19 protein-coding genes and 2 tRNA genes are annotated in these 19,434 nt (G+C 33.8%); 16 read left to right on the forward strand and 5 right to left on the reverse strand.

Features of this window, described 5'->3' with window-relative positions; genetic code table 11:
- Nucleotides 1-12: 12 nt before the first annotated feature.
- The 4 genes from pflB (at nucleotide 13) to J6Y29_00150 (ending at nucleotide 3,427) form a co-directional block, all read left to right on the forward strand.
- Nucleotides 13-2,262, forward strand: a complete 2,250-nt coding sequence (gene pflB / locus J6Y29_00135; GenBank protein MBP5426302.1) for a formate C-acetyltransferase — start codon at nucleotides 13-15, stop codon at nucleotides 2,260-2,262.
- An 18-nt stretch (nucleotides 2,263-2,280) separates the two neighbouring features.
- On the forward strand, nucleotides 2,281-3,012 hold the full coding sequence (gene pflA / locus J6Y29_00140; protein ID MBP5426303.1) for a pyruvate formate lyase-activating protein: 732 nt from the start codon (nucleotides 2,281-2,283) through the stop codon (nucleotides 3,010-3,012).
- A gap of 196 nt (nucleotides 3,013-3,208) precedes the next feature.
- Nucleotides 3,209-3,299: transfer RNA gene (locus tag J6Y29_00145), tRNA-Ser, on the forward strand.
- 37 nt (nucleotides 3,300-3,336) lie between these two features.
- A tRNA-Ser gene (locus J6Y29_00150) sits at nucleotides 3,337-3,427 on the forward strand.
- A gap of 280 nt (nucleotides 3,428-3,707) precedes the next feature.
- Here the strand turns inward: J6Y29_00150 and J6Y29_00155 are convergent.
- Entirely contained in the window at nucleotides 3,708-4,265 is a 558-nt protein-coding gene (locus J6Y29_00155; GenBank protein ID MBP5426304.1) for a CDP-alcohol phosphatidyltransferase family protein, read from the reverse strand.
- Nucleotides 4,262-4,909: a phosphatidylserine decarboxylase family protein gene (locus J6Y29_00160; GenBank protein ID MBP5426305.1), complete on the reverse strand. Its 648-nt coding sequence runs from the start codon at nucleotides 4,907-4,909 to the stop codon at nucleotides 4,262-4,264. Before J6Y29_00160 ends, J6Y29_00155 begins: the two co-directional genes overlap by 4 nt.
- Nucleotides 4,910-5,067: 158 nt before the next feature.
- Between J6Y29_00160 and J6Y29_00165 the strand changes: the two genes are divergently transcribed.
- The 6 genes from J6Y29_00165 (at nucleotide 5,068) to J6Y29_00190 (ending at nucleotide 9,384) form a co-directional block, all read left to right on the forward strand.
- Entirely contained in the window at nucleotides 5,068-5,541 is a 474-nt protein-coding gene (locus J6Y29_00165; protein ID MBP5426306.1) for a YfcE family phosphodiesterase, read from the forward strand.
- A 92-nt stretch (nucleotides 5,542-5,633) separates the two neighbouring features.
- Nucleotides 5,634-5,951 carry a DUF2508 family protein gene (locus J6Y29_00170; GenBank protein ID MBP5426307.1) on the forward strand — a complete coding sequence of 106 codons (318 nt, stop codon included), beginning with the start codon at nucleotides 5,634-5,636 and terminating at the stop codon, nucleotides 5,949-5,951.
- A gap of 389 nt (nucleotides 5,952-6,340) precedes the next feature.
- The gene (locus tag J6Y29_00175; protein MBP5426308.1) at nucleotides 6,341-6,919 is read left to right on the forward strand and encodes a 2-oxoacid:acceptor oxidoreductase family protein; all 579 of its coding nucleotides are present in this window, start codon (nucleotides 6,341-6,343) and stop codon (nucleotides 6,917-6,919) included.
- Nucleotides 6,916-7,227, forward strand: a complete 312-nt coding sequence (locus J6Y29_00180; protein MBP5426309.1) for a 4Fe-4S binding protein — start codon at nucleotides 6,916-6,918, stop codon at nucleotides 7,225-7,227. Before J6Y29_00175 ends, J6Y29_00180 begins: the two co-directional genes overlap by 4 nt.
- Before the next feature lie 13 nt (nucleotides 7,228-7,240).
- The gene (gene porA, locus J6Y29_00185) at nucleotides 7,241-8,425 is read left to right on the forward strand and encodes a pyruvate ferredoxin oxidoreductase (protein MBP5426310.1); all 1,185 of its coding nucleotides are present in this window, start codon (nucleotides 7,241-7,243) and stop codon (nucleotides 8,423-8,425) included.
- A gap of 14 nt (nucleotides 8,426-8,439) precedes the next feature.
- Nucleotides 8,440-9,384, forward strand: a complete 945-nt coding sequence (locus J6Y29_00190) for a pyruvate ferredoxin oxidoreductase (protein MBP5426311.1) — start codon at nucleotides 8,440-8,442, stop codon at nucleotides 9,382-9,384.
- Between the two features lie 48 nt (nucleotides 9,385-9,432).
- Here the strand turns inward: J6Y29_00190 and J6Y29_00195 are convergent, their stop codons facing one another.
- Nucleotides 9,433-10,968, reverse strand: coding sequence for a DUF3794 domain-containing protein (locus tag J6Y29_00195; protein ID MBP5426312.1), 1,536 nt, complete (start codon nucleotides 10,966-10,968; stop codon nucleotides 9,433-9,435).
- Nucleotides 10,969-11,117: 149 nt separating this feature from the next.
- Nucleotides 11,118-11,384: a Veg family protein gene (locus J6Y29_00200; protein ID MBP5426313.1), complete on the reverse strand. Its 267-nt coding sequence runs from the start codon at nucleotides 11,382-11,384 to the stop codon at nucleotides 11,118-11,120.
- 217 nt (nucleotides 11,385-11,601) lie between these two features.
- Between J6Y29_00200 and J6Y29_00205 the strand changes: the two genes are divergently transcribed.
- The 4 genes from J6Y29_00205 (at nucleotide 11,602) to J6Y29_00220 (ending at nucleotide 16,655) form a co-directional block, all read left to right on the forward strand.
- Nucleotides 11,602-13,416: a hypothetical protein gene (locus J6Y29_00205; protein MBP5426314.1), complete on the forward strand. Its 1,815-nt coding sequence runs from the start codon at nucleotides 11,602-11,604 to the stop codon at nucleotides 13,414-13,416.
- A gap of 67 nt (nucleotides 13,417-13,483) precedes the next feature.
- Entirely contained in the window at nucleotides 13,484-13,993 is a 510-nt protein-coding gene (locus tag J6Y29_00210; protein ID MBP5426315.1) for a cell division protein ZapA, read from the forward strand.
- Nucleotides 13,994-14,005: 12 nt separating this feature from the next.
- A complete protein-coding gene (gene dusB, locus J6Y29_00215; GenBank protein ID MBP5426316.1) occupies nucleotides 14,006-14,965 on the forward strand; it encodes a tRNA dihydrouridine synthase DusB in 960 nt (319 codons plus the stop codon).
- A gap of 19 nt (nucleotides 14,966-14,984) precedes the next feature.
- Nucleotides 14,985-16,655: a formate--tetrahydrofolate ligase gene (locus J6Y29_00220; protein MBP5426317.1), complete on the forward strand. Its 1,671-nt coding sequence runs from the start codon at nucleotides 14,985-14,987 to the stop codon at nucleotides 16,653-16,655.
- Between the two features lie 5 nt (nucleotides 16,656-16,660).
- Here the strand turns inward: J6Y29_00220 and J6Y29_00225 are convergent, their stop codons facing one another.
- Complete coding sequence (locus J6Y29_00225) at nucleotides 16,661-18,169, reverse strand: oligosaccharide flippase family protein (GenBank protein MBP5426318.1); 1,509 nt, start codon at nucleotides 18,167-18,169, stop codon at nucleotides 16,661-16,663.
- Nucleotides 18,170-18,598: 429 nt separating this feature from the next.
- On the opposite strand from J6Y29_00225, the gene J6Y29_00230 reads away from it, so the two are divergent.
- Nucleotides 18,599-19,087 carry an LURP-one-related family protein gene (locus J6Y29_00230; protein ID MBP5426319.1) on the forward strand — a complete coding sequence of 163 codons (489 nt, stop codon included), beginning with the start codon at nucleotides 18,599-18,601 and terminating at the stop codon, nucleotides 19,085-19,087.
- A gap of 92 nt (nucleotides 19,088-19,179) precedes the next feature.
- Nucleotides 19,180-19,434 (forward strand): hypothetical protein (locus tag J6Y29_00235; GenBank protein ID MBP5426320.1); only part of this gene is annotated, 255 nt, incomplete at its 3' end.

The following is a 19,434-nucleotide window of genomic DNA, read 5'->3' on the forward strand; positions in this document are numbered from 1 at the left end:
AAGGTGTTGTAAATGGCTATAAATTATAAAGCCGAGTGGAAAGAATTGGGATTCAAGAAAGGAAAGTGGAGTCAGTATATAGATGTCAGAGATTTTATACAGATTCATTATACTCCATATGAAGGAGATAGTTCATTTTTAAAAGGACCAACAGATAGAACAAAAAAACTTTTAGGAATGTTGTTTGACTTTCTTGAAAAAGAGAGAAATAATGGTGGAGTGTATAAATGCTCGTGTGATGTTGCATCAACAATAACAAGTCATTCTCCAGGGTATATAGACAAAAATCTAGAAACTATTGTTGGATTGCAAACAGATGAACCATTAAAGAGGGCAATTATGCCTGAGGGTGGAATACGTATAGTTGAAAAATCTTGTGAAGCGTATGGATTTGAAGTATCAGATAAAATAAAGGATATTTATACGCATTACAGGAAGACACACAACGACGGTGTGTTTGAAGGTTATACACCTGAAATAAGAAAAGCGAGAAGTAATAAGCTTTTGACAGGATTACCAGATGGATATGGTAGAGGAAGAATTATAGGAGACTATAGAAGAATTGCACTATATGGTGTAGATGAGTTGATTGCTCAGAAGAAAGAAGAGTTTAGCAATGCAGTTGGAGTGTGGATGAGTCCAGAGATAGTACAACAAAGAGAGGAAATTTGCGAACAAATAAAAGCTCTAGAAGATTTGAAGAAAATGGCGAACTCATATGGATTCGACATTTCAAGACCTGCAAAGACTGCACAAGAGGCAATACAGTGGACATATTTTGGATATTTGGGTGCAGTTAAACAGCAAAATGGTGCAGCAATGAGCTTAGGTAGAGTATCAACATTTTTGGATATATATATTGAGAAAGATATACAAAGTGGAAAGTTGACAGAAGAGGAAGCTCAAGAATTAATGGATCATTTTGTAATGAAGCTTCGAATGGTAAGATTTATAAGAACACCAGAGTACAACGAGTTATTCTCAGGAGATCCAGTTTGGGTAACAGAGAGCGTTGGAGGAATGGGTATAGATGGAAGAACATTGGTTACAAAAAATTCATTCAGATTAGTTCATACTTTAGAGACAATGGGTACAGCACCAGAGCCAAATATAACAGTTTTATGGAGTACACGTTTGCCAAAAGGATTCAAGGATTATGTAACAAAAATTTCGATAGAGACATCCTCCATTCAATATGAGAATGATGATCAGATGAGAGTATACTTAGGGGATGACTATGGTATAGCTTGTTGTGTATCACCAATGAGAATAGGAAAGCAAATGCAGTTCTTTGGAGCTCGTGCTAATTTAGCTAAGACATTGTTGTACGCAATAAATGGAGGAGTAGATGAAGTATCTAAGAAACAGGTAGGACCTAAATTTGCACCAATAACATCAGAGTATCTAGATCATGATGAGGTATGGGACAGATACATGCAAATGATGGATTATGTGGCGAAGATTTATATAGATGCGTTAAACATCATACATTATATGCATGACAAATATTCTTACGAGAGCTTGGCTATGGCGTTACATGATAAGGATGTAATAAGAACAATGGCAGGAGGAATAGCAGGATTGTCAATAGTAGCAGATTCATTCTCAGCCATGAAGTATGCTAAGGTTAAAACAATAAGAGATGAAAATGGGCTAGTAGTTGATTATGAAGTAGAGGGAGACTTCCCTAAGTTTGGTAACGATGATGATAGAGTAGATGAGATTGCAGCTCTTGTACAAAAAGAATTCATGAACAGGTTAAGAAAGCAAAAGACATATAGAGATGCAAGACCAACACTAGGAATATTGACAATTACATCTAACGTGGTTTATGGAAAGGCAACAGGAAACACGCCAGACGGAAGAAGAGCAGGAGAGCCATTTGGACCTGGAGCAAATCCAATACACGGAAGAGATAAAAATGGAGCAGTTGCAGTGTTGAATTCATTAGCTAAGTTAAACTACAAGGATTCTGAGGATGGAATATCATATACATTTGCGATAGTACCTTCAGCGTTAGGAGAGAATATAGATATGCGTGTTAAGAACCTAACAGCTTTGTTGGATGGGTATTTTGCACAGTTGGCGCATCATGTTAATGTGAATGTATTCAATAGAGAGTTGTTATTAGATGCAATGGAACATCCAGAGAAGTATCCACAGTTGACAATAAGGGTTTCTGGATATGCTGTAAACTTCATTAAGCTTACAAGGGAGCAGCAGTTGGATGTTATAAACCGAACTATCCATGAGAAAGTGTAAGGGGAATTAGCTGTGTGTATCGATGAATTGGTAGGTAAGGTACATTCATTTGAGACTTTTGGTGCAGCAGATGGACCAGGTATAAGGTTTATTGTGTTTTTGCAAGGGTGTCACTTAAGGTGCAAGTTCTGTCAGAATAGAGATACAGTACCACTAAAAGGTGGCACCGAATACACGGTATCGGAAGTGATAGAAAAGGCGCTAAAGTGTAAACCTTATATGCTTGCATCGGGCGAAGGAGGAATAACAGTATCAGGTGGTGAACCTTTATTGCAGCCGGAATTTGTGAAAGAGTTGTTTATTAAAGCACACGAAAACGGCATGACAACATGTTTGGATACATCGGGATGCTTAAGGCTTACAGATACAATAAAAGAGGTGCTAGAGCATACAGACACAGTGTTATTAGACATAAAACATATAAGAGATGATAAATGTAAAGCATTAATAGGTTATTCTAACAAGAATGAGTTGGAGTTTGCAAGGTATTTATCAGATAATGGGATAGATATATGGATAAGACAGGTGTTAGTGCCAGGGTATACAGATTCTAAAGAGGATTTAATAAAGACAAGAGAATTTATAGAAACTTTAAAGACTGTAAAGAGAGTAGAAGTTTTACCATATCATGATATGGGAAAGCATAAGTGGTATGATATGGGTATTACGTATCCACTTGAGGGAGTAAAACCTCCTTCTGATGAACAAATATTAGAGGCTCGCAAGATATTAGAAAAAGGTGAATATTAAAGAAAAAATAGTTAGATAAAAAGAAAAAGGATTATTAACCCCCAAGTTTAAGTTTAACACTAAATTGGGGGTTTACTACTAAAAAAAAGAGGTATTATAATTTCCAAAAAAAGTCAAAAGTTTTTTTAAAAAATGTCTTGACAAGCGATAAGTTTTTGTGTATTATAATTGATGTTGGTGATACGAAGTATCTGATGGAGAGATGGTTGAGCTGGTTTAAGGCACCGGTCTTGAAAACCGGCGTAGGTGTGAGCCTACCGTGAGTTCGAATCTCACTCTCTCCGCCAATAAAGAAAAATAGTGTTAGATATTGTAAGTTTTAATGGAGAAGTACCCAAGAGGCCGAAGGGGACGGTTTGCTAAACCGTTAGTTCGAGAAATCGGAGCCGGGGTTCGAATCCCCGCTTCTCCGCCAACATTAGTGCGAGAGTTGATTTTGGATAATTGTAAGGTGAAAGAAGATATGGTTGGGGGATGTCCAAATTTGGAGGTCTTTCTTTTTTTGTCAATGAGATATCTAAATAAATATTTGCTTGAGGAAGTTTTTTCTAGATATTAAAGTCTATGAGCAAAGACAGTAACTATAAAACATTAATGATGTGTTTTTTAGTGATGTAGCAAATTGTTGCAATGTTGGAAAGAAACGCCGCATTGTATTTTAGCGGCGATCTATTAAAAGATTTAGGATGATTGTCCTAAACTTTTTTTATGCTTAATTTACTAATCATTAGATAAGATAAAAATATTATCAAAGCCAACATAAAGTATGGATTAAACACAACAGTTCTTTTTGTCAATAAAGAAAATGCATTGTATAAATTGACTATTGTAAGGAATAAACCTGCGATGGTTATAGGGATTCCTTGGAATACATTATTAAATGGTGTCACATTGTATCTGGCAAGCCTGTATGCGCCGGCGACTGGAAATATTATAGGTAGCAGATACCCAATAACACCCCACTGCATAAAGCTTATTTTCCAAGCGACAATAATGGGAGCCACTCCAAATGATATTAAATCAGATAGAGAGTCCAATTCTTTTCCAAAATCACTAACTACGTCAAAATGTCTTGCAGCTTTTCCATCGAATCGGTCTGTTACAGCAGCAAGCATTATGAGTAGAGAGGAATTAATCAAAAGATTAATTGAAATGTTTCGCTGCCCTTGACAAGACAAGAGTATTGCTACCACTCCCAAAGATAGATTAATTAATGTTAACATATTAGGTATAACCTTTTTATAATTCTTCAATTTATCACCCCTATTATACTAGACAACGCTTTTACCTTGTCTCCAGTTGATACTCTTAAAGTTACATTTGTTGGTACAAATAATTCAACGCACGATCCGAACTTAATCATACCATATTTTTCACCTAAAACCAAATTGGAATTTTTTTTAGCGGAACAGACAATTCGTCTTGCAAGAAATCCAGTTATTTGATTAACCAAGACTTTTACTCCATTAGCATCTTCTATTCCCAAAGAATTACGTTCATTGTTGCTACAGAAATGATCTTTGAATACAGGAATAAATTTTCCATGAGTGTATTTTTTGTATCGAACAACACCTGTAATGGGACTTCTGTTTATGTGAACATTAAACAATGATAACACAATAACAACTCTAGTAGCTTTTGTATGAAAAAAAGTGTCTTCGAACACTTCCTCTATACATAATATTTTTCCATCTGCAGGAGATACAATAATGTTATCACCAGGTGGTGTTCGTCTTACAGGATCTCTAAAGAAAAATATTACAAATACTGTGAGAGTAAGACAAAAGTACATTAGTATATCAAGTTTCAATGCAAAAAATGCGAGAGATACTAGTACACAAATAACTACACAATTATACGCCCCTGATGCAATGGGTAATAAATTTCTAAATCGCATAAAAAAACTCTCCTTTTGGTTTTTATTTTGCTCGACCTAAAGAAATTCTAGCATTATTTAAATATTTTTTCAATAGGCATAATAAATTAACTATTCTTTTGACGATAAGTGTAGTACAATAAGATGTAATTTAACAAATGAAAAAGGGGATGTAATTTGTGTCAGCATTGGTTATAAGCGATTCTCATGGTAAAGTAGATAGGATAATAGAAGCAATAGATAGAAATTTAGATGCAATTGATCGAGTGTTTTTTTTAGGAGATGGAATAGAAGATATAAAACTTGCTCAGGTTACATATTATAACATACAATTTGATTATGTTTTAGGAAATAATGATTTTGATGATGCAGTTCCAGAAGAAAAAGAGGTTTTTTATGAGGGTAAGAAAATATTGTTAATACATGGACATACGTATGAAGGTATTTATGGTACCAAAAGGCTTATAGAAAAGTGTAAAAGAAATGGAATTGATGCTGTATTTATGGGACATACGCATAGGAAAAAGGAAGTATATGTGGAAGATATTTTATTTTTAAATCCAGGAAGTATAGGAAGGCCATTTGATGGAAGGGCTTCATATAGTGTAATTGATATTGATGGAGTGATACATAACAATGTAATGTACATATGATTTTTATGAATATTTTTTTTGCATGTGAATAAAAATAAAAAATGTGCTTATAATTAGTATGTAAATATTTAGCTCAAGGAGGCTTTACTCTTATGAATACTTACATTAAAATTAAAAAGTATATAAATAATTTTTTAGAGACATGTGACAGAAAATTTCATAAAAGAAATGAAAACGAACAGGAAAAATTGTTGGATTTAGTACAAAATATAAATAGTGTAATGTATGAATGGAAAGTGGCAAAAAATAATTTTGAACTAGCTAATACTAAGGATAGTGTGGATTATTATGCGTATAAGATAAAAGCGTATGAGGCAAGATATCAGGAGTTAATAAAAAAAGCAAAAAAAGAAGGCGTGAAAGCCCCTTTGATATGTGAAAACCGAGTTGGTATATATTCAAAAAAATAGAAAATAAAAAAAGTTTAACCAAGTCAATAAAACCCTTGCTACAAAAGGATATTAGTTTATTAATTGTATAAAGCATTGTATTGACAAACATAAAATTTGTTGATACAATGCTTTTGTGGTAGGCGGCGAGCCAGCCGAACTTATAAGCTTGTAAACATTGTTTTATTATATACCAATATATGACTTAATTGGTATATCGACAGTGGTGTAGCAAGAAGACCTCTCAACTTAAATATGACTATGAGTGATGAGAGTGGTTCATAGAGGGAGGACCATGCTTGTTTGTAGCTTGGGAATTGCAGCTATGAGCAAGATCAGTCTGTACCGTGGTTTTAAAGAAGATTAAACTAGAATAGTGTAGGTTCTAAAAAAGAGGGGGTTTTTCTAGTATGGGAAAAGTAGTTGAGATCAGGTGGCACGGCAGAGGTGGCCAAGGTGCTAAGACAGCATCTTTATTGTTAGCAGATGCAGCGTTTAACACAGGAAAATATATTCAAGGATTCCCGGAATATGGCCCAGAGAGAATGGGAGCACCGATAACAGCTTATAACAGAATTAGTGATGAAAGACTAACAATTCACAGTAATATTTATGAACCGGATTATGTAGTTGTTGTAGATGATAGCTTATTAAACAGTGTAGATGTTACGGCAGGATTGAAAGAAGATGGGGCGATAATAGTCAATTCATCCAAAGAACCAGAGGAGATAAGACATCTACTCAAAGGGTATAAAGGTAAGGTGTGCACAGTTGATGCAAGAAAAATTTCAATTGATACACTAGGTAAATATTTCCCTAACACGCCTATGATGGGCGCAGTTGTAAAGGTAAGTAAAGTTATGGAAGAAGAAGTTTTCTTAAAAGACATGGTGGATTCTTTCAAACATAAATTTGCCAAGAAACCTGAAGTTATAGAAGGTAATATAAAGGCATTGGAGAGGTCTATGCAGGAGGTGAAGGAATCGTGAAAGAGAAAGAATTAAAAGCAGTTCCAGATAATGTTAAGTGGCAAGATATTACAAAGGGTGGTACAATCGCTTGTGCTGGCAATGCAAGCTTAGTTAGAACTGGGGATTGGCGTTCAATGAAGCCAGTGTTTATAGAAGAAAAATGTAAGCAGTGTCTGTTGTGTTATCCAGTATGTCCTGATGCAGCGATACCAGTAGATGAAGATGGCAAGAGAAAAGATTTTGATTTTGATCATTGCAAAGGTTGTGGCATATGTGTTAAAGTGTGTCCTTTTGATGCGATAGATTTTGTAGAAGAAAGTAAGTAGGAGGGATAAAAAAATGTCGATTAGAGAAAGAATGAGCGGTAATGAAGCAATGGCGCTTGCCATGAAACAAATAAACCCAGATGTTGTTGCAGCATTTCCAATAACGCCTTCTACCGAGGTACCACAATATTTTTCAACATATGTGGCAGATGGTGTTGTAGATACAGAATTTGTTGCAGTTGAATCAGAACACAGTGCTATGTCTGCGTGCGTTGGTGCAGAAGCAGCTGGAGGTAGAGCAATGACAGCTACATCAGCAAATGGACTTGCGTTGATGTGGGAGGAATTATATATAGCGGCAGCATCAAGATTGCCTATAGTTATGGCTTGTGTTAATAGGACATTATCGGGCCCGCTAAATATACACAATGATCATAGTGATTCAATGGGAGCACGTGATGCAGGTTGGATACAGTTGTATTCAGAGAATAACCAAGAGGCATATGATAATATGCTTATGGCACATAGAATAGCAGAACATCCAGATGTTTTGTTGCCAGTTATGGTATGCCAAGATGGATTTATAACATCACATGCGATAGAAAATATAGAGTTAGAAGAGGATACAAAGGTAAAAGAGTTTGTTGGAGAGTACAAACCAAAAGAGTATTTGTTAAACAGGGAAGATCCTATTGCGGTAGGTCCATTAGATATGCAATGGCATTGTTTCGCGCATAAAATACAGCAACAACAAGCGATGAAAGATGCTAAGAATGTAATACTAGAAATAGCAGAGGAATTTTATACATTAACAGGCAGAAGATATGGTTTGTTTGAGGAGTATAAAACAGAGGATGCAGAAGTTGTTATGGTGATAATGAACTCATCAGCAGGAACAGCTAAGTATGTAGTTGATCATTTAAGAAAAGAAGGGAAGAAGGTTGGTCTAGTTAAAGTAAGAGTATTTAGACCATTCCCAGTAGATGAAATAGCGAAAACGTTGAGTAGGTTTGCTGCAGTTGCGGTTATGGATAAAGCGATGTCGTTTAATGCGGCAGGAGGACCTTTGTTTACAGATGTAACAAGCGCAATGTATGCAAAACAAAAGATAGGACCTAAGATAGTAAACTATATTTATGGAATTGGTGGAAAAGACGTAAAGGCAACTGATCTTGAGTCAGTTTATAACGAATTATTAGAGATAGCTAATACAGGTGTTGTTAAAGAAGTTTACAATTACCTTGGTATTGAAGAGTAGGGGGGTGCTAAAATATGGCTTATAATTTAAAAGAAGTTGCAAAAAAACCTGAAAGATTAACAGGTGGACATAGAATGTGTGCTGGATGTGGAGCACCAATAGTAGTAAGACAAGTATTAAAAGCGTTAAAACCCGAGGATCATGCAGTTATCGGAAGTGCTACAGGATGTTTGGAGGTGTCAACTTTCCTATATCCGTATACAGCATGGAAGGACTCATTTATCCACAATGCATTTGAGAATGCTGCAGCTACAGTATCTGGAGCAGAGGCAGCATATACGTCAATGAAAAAAAGAGGTAAATTAAAAGGTGAGACTAAGTTCATTACTTTTGGTGGAGATGGAGGAACATATGATATAGGTTTTCAATCATTATCAGGAGCAATGGAGAGAGGTCATGATATGGTGTATGTATGCTATGATAATGGAGCATATATGAATACAGGAATACAAAGGTCGTCGGCAACACCTAAGTACGCTGATACGACAACTTCACCTGCAGGAAAAGTTATACCAGGGAAATTGCAATCGAGGAAAGAGTTAACAGAGGTAATGGCAAGTCACAATATACCATATGTAGCGCAATCAGCGCCAATAGGTAATATGAAAGATTTATACGAGAAGGCAGAAAAGGCGATTTATACTAAGGGAGCAGCATTTTTGAATGTGTTGGCACCATGTCCTAGAGGATGGAGATACAATACTCCTGATTTAATGTTATTAAATAAAATGGCAGTAGAGACATGTTTTTGGCCTTTATATGAAGTTGTGGATGGAAAATATAATATCACATATAAACCAAAGAACAAGTTGCCAGTAACTGAATATTTAAAATTACAAGGAAGATTTAAACATTTGTTTAAGGCAGGCAATGAGCATTTGTTAGAAGATATTCAAGTGGAAGTTGATAGAAAATGGGAAAGATTATTAAAGTTAGAAGAATTGACAAATCAGCAATAAAAAAATGGGGCAAGACTAACTTAAAATTGAAGTTAGTCTTGTGTTCCACTACATAATAAGCAGTTGTTGATTAGGTTCTAGAGAGTCATTTGTTAGGCCGTTAATGCTTTTTAGTGCATCGATTGTGGTGAGGTATTTTTTTGCTACAGACCACAGGGTGTCATTTTTTTGTGTAAAATAGACAATTAAGTTTGGTTTGTCTTTAACAAACGACTGGTCCAAAGGAGTGTATGCTATATTGGTGCTAAGAGTGATTTCTTTGTAGCTTATGATGTTAGCATTAATACACAGATTTATTCTAAATTCTAAGTTGTTTTCTATATTTATGTTGTAATCTACTTTGTCTATATTTATTTGATAATGGCACGTGTCAGTGTCACATACATTTCTGTCTAGGGTGTGTTTTATAGGATACTCTTGCACAAGGACTCTAAATTTTTCTTGTTGGGTATCGTCCATTATAAAAGCAGCCACATTAACAATACCTTCGAGTATAATTTTATTGTTTATTATTTTGCATTCACTAAATAGTATACGAGTATTTAAATTATATACATTTATGTCAGAGGAATTGGAATTTAGAGGTAATGTGTTTTTTAGATAAAAGTTTTCGTTTAAGGTTTGAGATATATTTTGTATAGGTAATGATTCTTTTTCTAGATTTATGTCAAAGGAGTCAGAATATGCATCTTCTATGGTATAGATAGTTTTATTTAAAGAAGCATATACATGTATATCGAATATAGCCTCACAGTCTAAGATATTTTGTTCTCCGTCGGCGTTTTCAATTGGTTTTAAATTAAAGTCTGATATATTAAGTGAGCAATTTAAGTAAGCTGTATCAGTTAAGCCTGGCATGTTTACTATTTGAGATAAATCTTTTTCAAAAGTAAATGAATCAATAGGTGATTCCAAGTTATCTGTTAGATATAGCAGATTACATTCAAAGGTCGTTGATACAAGAGCTTTATCGTCCACAATCTTGTAAGATGTGTTTTTTATGTTAGTATCAATTTTAAGTATTTGATATATAGATGAATTTTTGGAGTTTAATTCTATATTTTCTTTAAAAAAAAGTTTTTCACATACGTGCCCTAAATAATTTGGAACGTCTATAGAATTTTTTAAAATTTGTATATTATCGCTATCTTGTACATCAGATAATACATCGATTTTTATACGCTGATGATGATCTAAAAAGGCTACAGCTATATGTTTTATTATAATACGATGTTCATTTAGAATTTCGTATTCAGAGTTTTCTATGTTTACAGTGGCGTCAAATATAGAATCTGGTGGAATGCTTGGTAGAGATATTTCGTGTGAGAATTTTAAACTATGTGTTATACTGTCTAAGGTATAATTTGGTGAATAATATACTATATTGTAGTTGATTATACCTGTTAGTACAACTTTATTACTGTCAAAGGATATGTCGCGTATGAGTACATCTTCATAGCAATTAATTATTTTCTTTAGTGTAGATTTAAATTCTGGTATGACAACATCTGTTGTTATATTGAAATGAGAGGAATTTTTAGAAATATCTTTCTTTAGATAAATACAATCGTTAACCAACTCCATTTAAAGTGCCTCCCTAAAGCATATAATAGTAATTCTCTAATGCTATGTATATGATTAGTTGGTACGACGTAGTACACTAAAAAATATTACTAAGCTTTTTTAGCGTACAAAAATAGTACGACTAAAAAAGCTTGTCAAAAACTTAAAGTTTAACTTACGTGGGCTTTCGTACTACTGTTGCAAATTTTTATTTCTACGGAATTAGTTAAAATATCTGTGTAGCTAAAAGAAACTCTGCGTGTGACTTCATAATCATTTTCAAATTTCACAATAAAAATACTTGGATATGTATTTTCAAGGACACCTTCTTGTACGAAAGAACTTCTTCTTCCCTTGTTGGACTTAAGTTGTATCTTGTATCCAACATAGGCAGCAATATCTTTCTTTACTTGATTTAAATCAGACTTCGATATCATTGAATCACCTCTATATTCTTTTGTGTGATCAAAATTATAGCATAAAATACATAAAATGTAAAGGCATATTTTAAAATTTTAGTATAAATTAAGATTAATTAAAAAATTAGTATTGTAATTTTTGTGCAATAATGGGATAATAGAACTGTTATGTTAAGAGATACGTTAAATTTCGAATATAGAACTAAAAATTGAGTAATAATAGGGGGAGAATATTTTGAAAGTCTCGAGCTCAAATAACATAAGGAAAGGAAAGTGGCTAAAAGATTTATTAATTGGGACTGCAGTATTTTGCTTTTGTGTAGTAGGAAGCAATTATGTTGCAGGAGCAGCCAAAGTGGAGGAAATATATACAAATAGGCAATATACAAAGTATAAGTTAAAATTGTCGGAAAAAATATATAAGATAGCAGACGCAAATGGGGTTTTGATAGTGCCAGAGCAACTAGATGACAAAAGTGCGTTGTTTACTTGCCCAGCGAATAAAAAAGTTAGAGTTTATTTTAATAATTCAGAGTACATATTAGTGGATTTACAAGATTGCGATGCAATAACCGACGTGGTTTCTCCTAGGATTATGTGGAAATACAAAGATATAGCCAATAGTAGGATATGCTTAAAGGTGGAAGATGAAGCGGGTGTTTATCAAGTAAATGATGTTAAGAGGGAAGATGGGGATCTAGTAGAGTATGAATCAGCTAGAGTGATTTTTAGTAAGATGCCCAAAACTGCAGATCTTAGTTTAGAGATGGAAGACTTAAATGGAGGTATTAGGATATATGATGTGTTTGGTAATAGAAAGCAGTTACTTGCCAGAGATATAGATCTTAATGTGGCAAAGGCAGTAAAAAATATGAATGGGGATAAAATTTTAATAAAGCTTGCAGACTCGGCAGAAAGAATAAAAGATATAATGTATCCAGATGGAGAAGTAATAGAGTCAGGTGTAGGTAGGAGTGTAGAGCGTGTGTACAATACCGATCCGGGTACTGAAGAGATTTTAGTTAATTATGGTACAAATAATATAAAAAATGTGCTTTTAAAGTTAGATACAGATGTAACTGCGCCAGATGTAGTAAGAGCATTTAAAAATGGGGATAATAGCAAATTATTTATAGAGATACAGGACGATAAGAGTGGAATAAAGAAGATTTCATTTTATAATAGAGAATTAGACAGCGAGACAATCATAAGAGATATAATGGGAATTAGTGAGAAAGAGTTTGTAAAAAGTGATGTCATAGAGGGAAATACTCACTTAATTGTTTGTGATGGAGTAGATAATAAGAAAAAAATTTCGCTAGAGAATGTAGAGGTAGACAATGTAGGCCCTATTATTACTGTGAATTATAGTGATGCGGGTTATACCATAAACGTAAAAAAGGATAAATCAGGGCTTGATAGTGTTAAATTAGATGATGTAGATATTGAGGTATATAATGATTATCCTGTAGGGGATTTTACATATAATTTTGAGGATTTAAATGGAGAATCTTCTATTAGGGCGTGTGATGGAGTAGGTAATATGGAAGTTTTGAGTATAAATGATGTAATGAGGAAAATAAATAAAAAATATAAAAATGTAGTGGGGTCACGTTTATCGATAGATGTAGAAGATAAAAGAGGTATAGTAAAGATTACAGATCAGGATGATAACGTTATAGAAAGGTTTTTAGAAAGTACAAATAGGGCAATAGGTGCGTATAAAGTAAGAGAAAATACTACTGGTATTAAAGTATTTTATAAAGAGAACAAAAGTTATTTAGTGGATTTAGAAGAATTAAGTAGTGCTCCTATTGTGACAGAGGAATTAGTTGAAGATAACTTAATAAGAAGATGTAAAGTATCCTCAATAGCAGGGATAAAGGAGATTTCGTACAAAGACGGAAGAAAAATTGTGTTTAAACAGGACATGCCTGAGGATATTATAATAGATTGCACTGTAAGAAATGCTGGTATAATAGAGCCTACAGTTGTTGTGGTTGTTGATACATTAGGTAATAGCGTAAAGATAAATGAGAGTTTAGAATAAAAAATTACAAAAATATGTAGATAAGAGTGTATTTTGTAGTATAATGGTGAAAGAAGTTTAACAAAAAATGGAGGGAGATGTTTTTTTGATGGACGGTAAGAATAAAGTTGAGATAAGTATAAGCGGTTATAATTATACATTAGTAGGGAAGGAGCCTGTAGAGTATCTACATGAGCTTGCAGAGTATGTTGATAATAGGATTAATAGAATTATGTGTAGCAACAATAATTTGGGGTTAAAGGATGCAGGTGTGCTAACTGCGTTTAATATTGCGGATGAGTTGTTTAAAGTACGGCAAGAATATGAAGATGGGAATAAAATAGCAGCATTAAAAAAGGAAATAGATGAGTTAAAGTGCGATAATGCAAAGCTAAAAAATGAGTTATCTGAGGATAAAAGTGTTAATAACTATAAGGAAGAATTAAAATTGGCGTACGAAAACATAAGTAATCTTCTAATAGAGAGGGATAAAATGTTGGAAGAATTGGCCAAGGAAAAGGAAAAAAGCAATAATTTGCATTTCTCATTAATAGAGTTAAAGTCAGCATTAGTAGATGATAAATCACGATTGCAGTAGAGGGAGAGTAGTATGAAAATAGGTAATATTGAAGTGGGCAATAATGTATTTTTGGCGCCCATGGCTGGAATAACAGATAAGCCGTTTAGGGTACTGTGCCAAGAGCAAGGAGCGGGAATGACATTTACTGAAATGGTAAGTGCTAAGGGATTGTACTATAATGATGAGAAAACTAAAAAGTTATTAGATATTGATTGCGCTGAAAAGTATGTTGGAGTGCAGATATTCGGAAGTGATCCAGATATTATGGCAAATGTGGTATGCCGATTAAATGAAAGCGGATTTTGTGTGTTGGATATAAATATGGGATGTCCGGCACCGAAGATAACTAAAAATGGAGATGGGAGTGCACTTATGTTAACCCCTTCGTTAATAGAAAAAATAGTTAGTGCGGTTTGTAAAAAGTCCCAAAAACCTGTTACTGTGAAGATAAGAAAGGGATATGATGATGACAATATAAATGCAGTGGAAGTTGCTAAGAGAATTGAGTATGCTGGAGCATCTGCAATATCAGTGCATGGCAGAACCAGAAGCCAACAGTATAGAGGTAATGCAGATTGGGATATAATAGCAAAAGTGAAAAGGGCGGTATCTATACCAGTAATAGGCAATGGTGATATTACATCAGGAGAAGATGCAAAAAGGATGTTACAAGAAACAGGTTGTGATGGTGTTATGATAGGGAGGGGAGCATTAGGCAATCCATGGATTTTTAGAGAAGTGATAAATTATTTAGATGGTAATGAGGAAAAGGTACAGGTTAGTGTTTCAGATAAAATGAATTATATAATACGCCACATGAACATGATGATACAGCAAAAGGGAGAACGAACAGCTATATTAGAAATGAGAAAACATATAGGTTGGTATTTAAAAGGAGTCAGAAATTCGTCAAAAATAAAAGAGCAAATATTTAGGATATCGGATTATGAAGAAGTAATTTCTAAACTTCACGAATTAAAAGATATTTAAGTTGGAGGGTGACATAGAGATGAATAGTGATATAGAGATTGCAATGAAAGCTAACATGAAAAATATCAGAGAAGTTTCAAAGGATGCCGGTATAGACGAGGAATATTTAGAATTGTATGGCAATTATAAAGCTAAAATATCGCTAAATCTATTTGATAATCTTAAGAGTGCAAAGAACGGGAAGCTTGTGCTAGTAACAGCTATAAATCCGACTCCAGCAGGGGAAGGAAAAACAACAATAACTGTTGGATTAGGTCAAGCAATGAAGAAAATTGGTAAAAATGCGATAATAGTGCTTAGAGAGCCTTCATTAGGCCCGGTTATGGGGCTAAAGGGTGGAGCTGCGGGAGGAGGCTATTCGCAGGTTGTACCAATGGAGGATATAAATTTACATTTCACAGGAGACATGCACGCAATAGCTGCAGCAAATAACTTATTATCTGCGCTAATAGACAATCATATTCATCAGGGAAATGAATTGGGGATAGATCCTAGTCGTGTTGTGTGGAAAAGAGCAATAGATATGAACGACAGAACACTCCGAAAAATTGTAGTTGGGCTTGGGGGAAAGACAAATGGAGTAACAAGAGAAGATGGATTTAGTATAGTTGTTGCATCTGAAGTTATGGCAATATTGTGTTTGGCAAAAGATTTATGCGATTTAAAAAATAGACTAGGTAGGATAATAGTGGGCTATAATTATGATAATTGTCCGGTGTACGCGAGTGATCTTAAAGCAGAGAACGCTATGACGTTGTTATTAAAGGATGCAATAAAACCGAATCTTGTGCAAACGTTGGAGAATACACCAGTTATAATGCATGGTGGGCCTTTTGCTAACATTGCGCATGGATGCAACAGTGTTATAGCTACGAAGATGGGGTTAAAGATTGCGGATTATTGTATAACAGAGGCTGGATTTGGTGCGGATTTAGGTGCAGAGAAATTTTTCGATATAAAATGTCGAGATCAAGAGTTGGTACCAGATGCCGTGGTTATTGTTGCTACAGTTAAAGCGTTAAAATATAACGGGGGCATCGAAAAGAAAAATTTAGCTTTTAAGGATGTTGCTGCATTAAAGCGCGGCTTTGTTAATTTAAATAAGCATGTGGAGAATATAAAAAAGTTTGGAGTTCCAGTGTGTGTCGTTATAAATAAATTTGTAACGGATACTGAAGATGAAATAGATATGTTAACCAAGTTGTGTAAAGAATTAAATGTTAGTGTTAGTGTGTCAGATATGTTTTGTAAAGGTTCAGATGGTGGAATTGATGTTGCCAAGAATCTTGTTCAATTAATAGATTCGCATAAAACAAAATTTAAGCCTTTATATGGTGTTGAAGATAGCTTAGAGAAAAAGATTGAAGTGGTGGCAAAAGAAATATATGGTGCAGCTGGAGTAACCTATACAAAAGAAGCAAGAAGGGGGATAAGACAAATAGAGAAAATTGGACGAGATAATCTACCCGTTTGTATAGCAAAGACACAGTATTCATTATCTGATGATGCGAAGCTTTTAGGAAGGCCAAGTGGATTTAATATAAACGTACGTGAAGTGTCATTGTCGAATGGTGCAGGATTTATTGTAGTTATGACGGGAGATATAATAACAATGCCTGGGCTTCCTAAAGAGCCGGCTGCAGTAAATATGGGAATAGATGATAACGGTAATATATACGGATTGTTCTAATGTGCTCAAATGCGGGCTTCGTTGGCTAAATTTAGTAAAGACATCAAAAAGCATGCAATCATAATGCTTGTGCCAACAGATACTATAGTATGTAGGGATGTATTAAGTTTTAGTATGCTAAAAAAGCTTAGTATATATTTATTGATGATAAGCATTATGATTGATACAATAGACGGTTTAAAAATCCAATTTTTTAAGTCTATAATTAGGCTTGTGCGTTTTAGTATAACAATTAGGTTTAGAACAAAACTTATGGATAGTGCCAAAATTAGGCCCAAAATAAATCCTGATATACCGTATTTTGGAATTACAAAAAATACAAAAAGTATTCTTATGCCGTAGCATATAGTAGAACTAATCAGGGAGAAGGTTTGCTCATTTAGACCATTTAGTATTCCCTGAAGTATTTGGTTTAAGTACAGAAGGATTGAAGTAAAGGATAAAAGGTATAGTATAGACGAAATATCTGTGGTTTTGTATATTAATGAGCTTATTTGATGCGAAAATGTCATAAAGGTGATCATGAAGATAAATCCGAGAGAACTGGTTAAGCAAATAGACTTTGAAATTTTTAAGTTAATGCTTTTGTAATTGTTAGTGGCAAGTCCCTCTGATATGGCGGGGATAAGTGTTGTTGATAGAGAGTTAGTTACGATAGATGGGAATAGAATTAAGGGCATTGCCATACCAGACAATTTACCTAAAGACTCAACACTTTGTGTCCATGATAAACCAGAGAGTACAAGTCTACTTGGGATATATATAGTCTCTATGGTGGATAATATTGATGTGATTAATTTGTTAAATGAGATAGAAGATGATAAGGACAATATTTTTAGCACAATTTTCTTTATGGATAAAGTATAGCACGCATTTGTCGATGAAGTATTTTTTTTGTAGAATATGAATAGAATGAGTAAGCTTGCAATTTCGCTTATAATTGTACCCACCATAGTGAGAGCTAAAGCATGTGATATAGAAAAAAATCGCATATTATTTAGAAGAAATAAAACTCCTGCAATTCTTACAATTTGTTCAACTATATTCGCGATTGCAGTAGGTGTTACATTTGATGTTCCGTAAAAGTATCCTTTTATAGCGCTAGATAAAGTTATAAATGGAAGAGATGGTATGAAAACAAGTAGAGGTAAAAGTGTGCGCTGATCTTTTAAAAAATAAGTAACAATATCTTTTAGAAATATGTATAATAAAGTTGATACTATACTACTTGCTATAAATGCTAATATTACAGCTGTATTAGTGATCCGTTTTAAATTTGCTAGATTTTTTTTTGCAGATTCATATGATACTAGCCCTGATACAGTGATAGATATGCCGGAGGATATGGTTATAATGATTAGTGAATAAAGCGGTGTTATAAGTTCGCGAACTCCCATACCCTCGGCCATTAAGAGGTTAGATAGATATATTCTATAAAAGAATCCTAATATTTTAACTATGAGTCCTGCAAACATAAGTATTAGAGCATCAGTTGTAAAGGAACGTTTTGTCATACAAAAATTACCTCTAAAAATATTATCATTAGCAAGTATATTCAAGTAGTGATTATGATATGTAAAATAAGCTTTTTATCTAATACTTGGTAAGAATATCTTCACTTCTACAAGCAAGGACACTCTTACCAGAAAAATATAGTATTGACAATTTTGGGATAATATAATAAACTAATATTAGTCGAAAAATAGGATATTAAAGTAATAATGAAGGCACGATAATAGTAAATACCCTAACATAAAGAGTAAAGAACTGTTGAGGGTACGAGAGGTTGGCCTTGTGCAATCTTAGTATATTAGTACAATATGGCCAAAACCCATATTGGTATAAAAGGTAGGCTCTAGCTTAATATAGAGAATTTCATGGTAAAAAATTAAGATATAGGTAGAAAAAGATGTCACAGAATAATTTACATAGGGGGCTTATATATGCAGATATTACTCAAGAAGAATTTATTTAGTTTGATAAAGAAATATAGTGTAAAAGATTCGAGTGGAAGAGATCTTTTGCGAGTAGAAAAGAAACCTTTTTCTATAACGGATAAGCATAAAGTGATGGATTTAACCGAAAATTGTATTTGTGAAATAAAGAAAAAAGTTTGGAGTATTTTCCCTAAGTATAGAATAATTTTTACAGGAGGAGAAGTATTAGAAGTAAGTAAGAACAGAGGTATCATCAATAAAAAATTCTTTATAAAGTCTCTAAATAGTGAGTATCTAGTAGAGGGGAATGTAATAGATAATGAATTTCAAATAAAAAATGGACAAGAAGAAATCGCGAAAGTTCAAAGAACTGTAATCAATATGTTTAAGGCATATGATATACAAATACGAGAGATAAAAAATGTGCCAATTGTAATATCAGCTATAATAGCCATGGACATAATAAAATACAAAAAATTATCATATTTAATTTGACGAATTTAGAAAAATTCCCTTGAAATTAGTTCGCACTCATAATATAATAGCAGTGTGTTTTGGAAAATGTTTTTAAGGGGGAAGATGCACGTATGGAAACAAACATGAAGAATAATGAAGGACGTAGTTTTTGGGGCAGGATAGTAGCTACACTAAAAAAGAAAAGGAATAAGAGAATTTTGGGTGGTGTAGTTATATTTGTGGGATTGATATTACTGTTTAATATGATAAATGATGATGTTAGTCCAGAAGGAGTATCAGAAGGAGGAAGAAAGAGAGGAGAAGGAGTAAGGATAGGCATTGTGTTGTCACAAGGAGGAAAGGGAGATAAGTCCTTTAATGATGGA

This window comes from Clostridiales bacterium (assembly GCA_017961515.1).
GTDB lineage: Bacteria > Bacillota > Clostridia > Acetivibrionales > RGIG10202 > RGIG10202.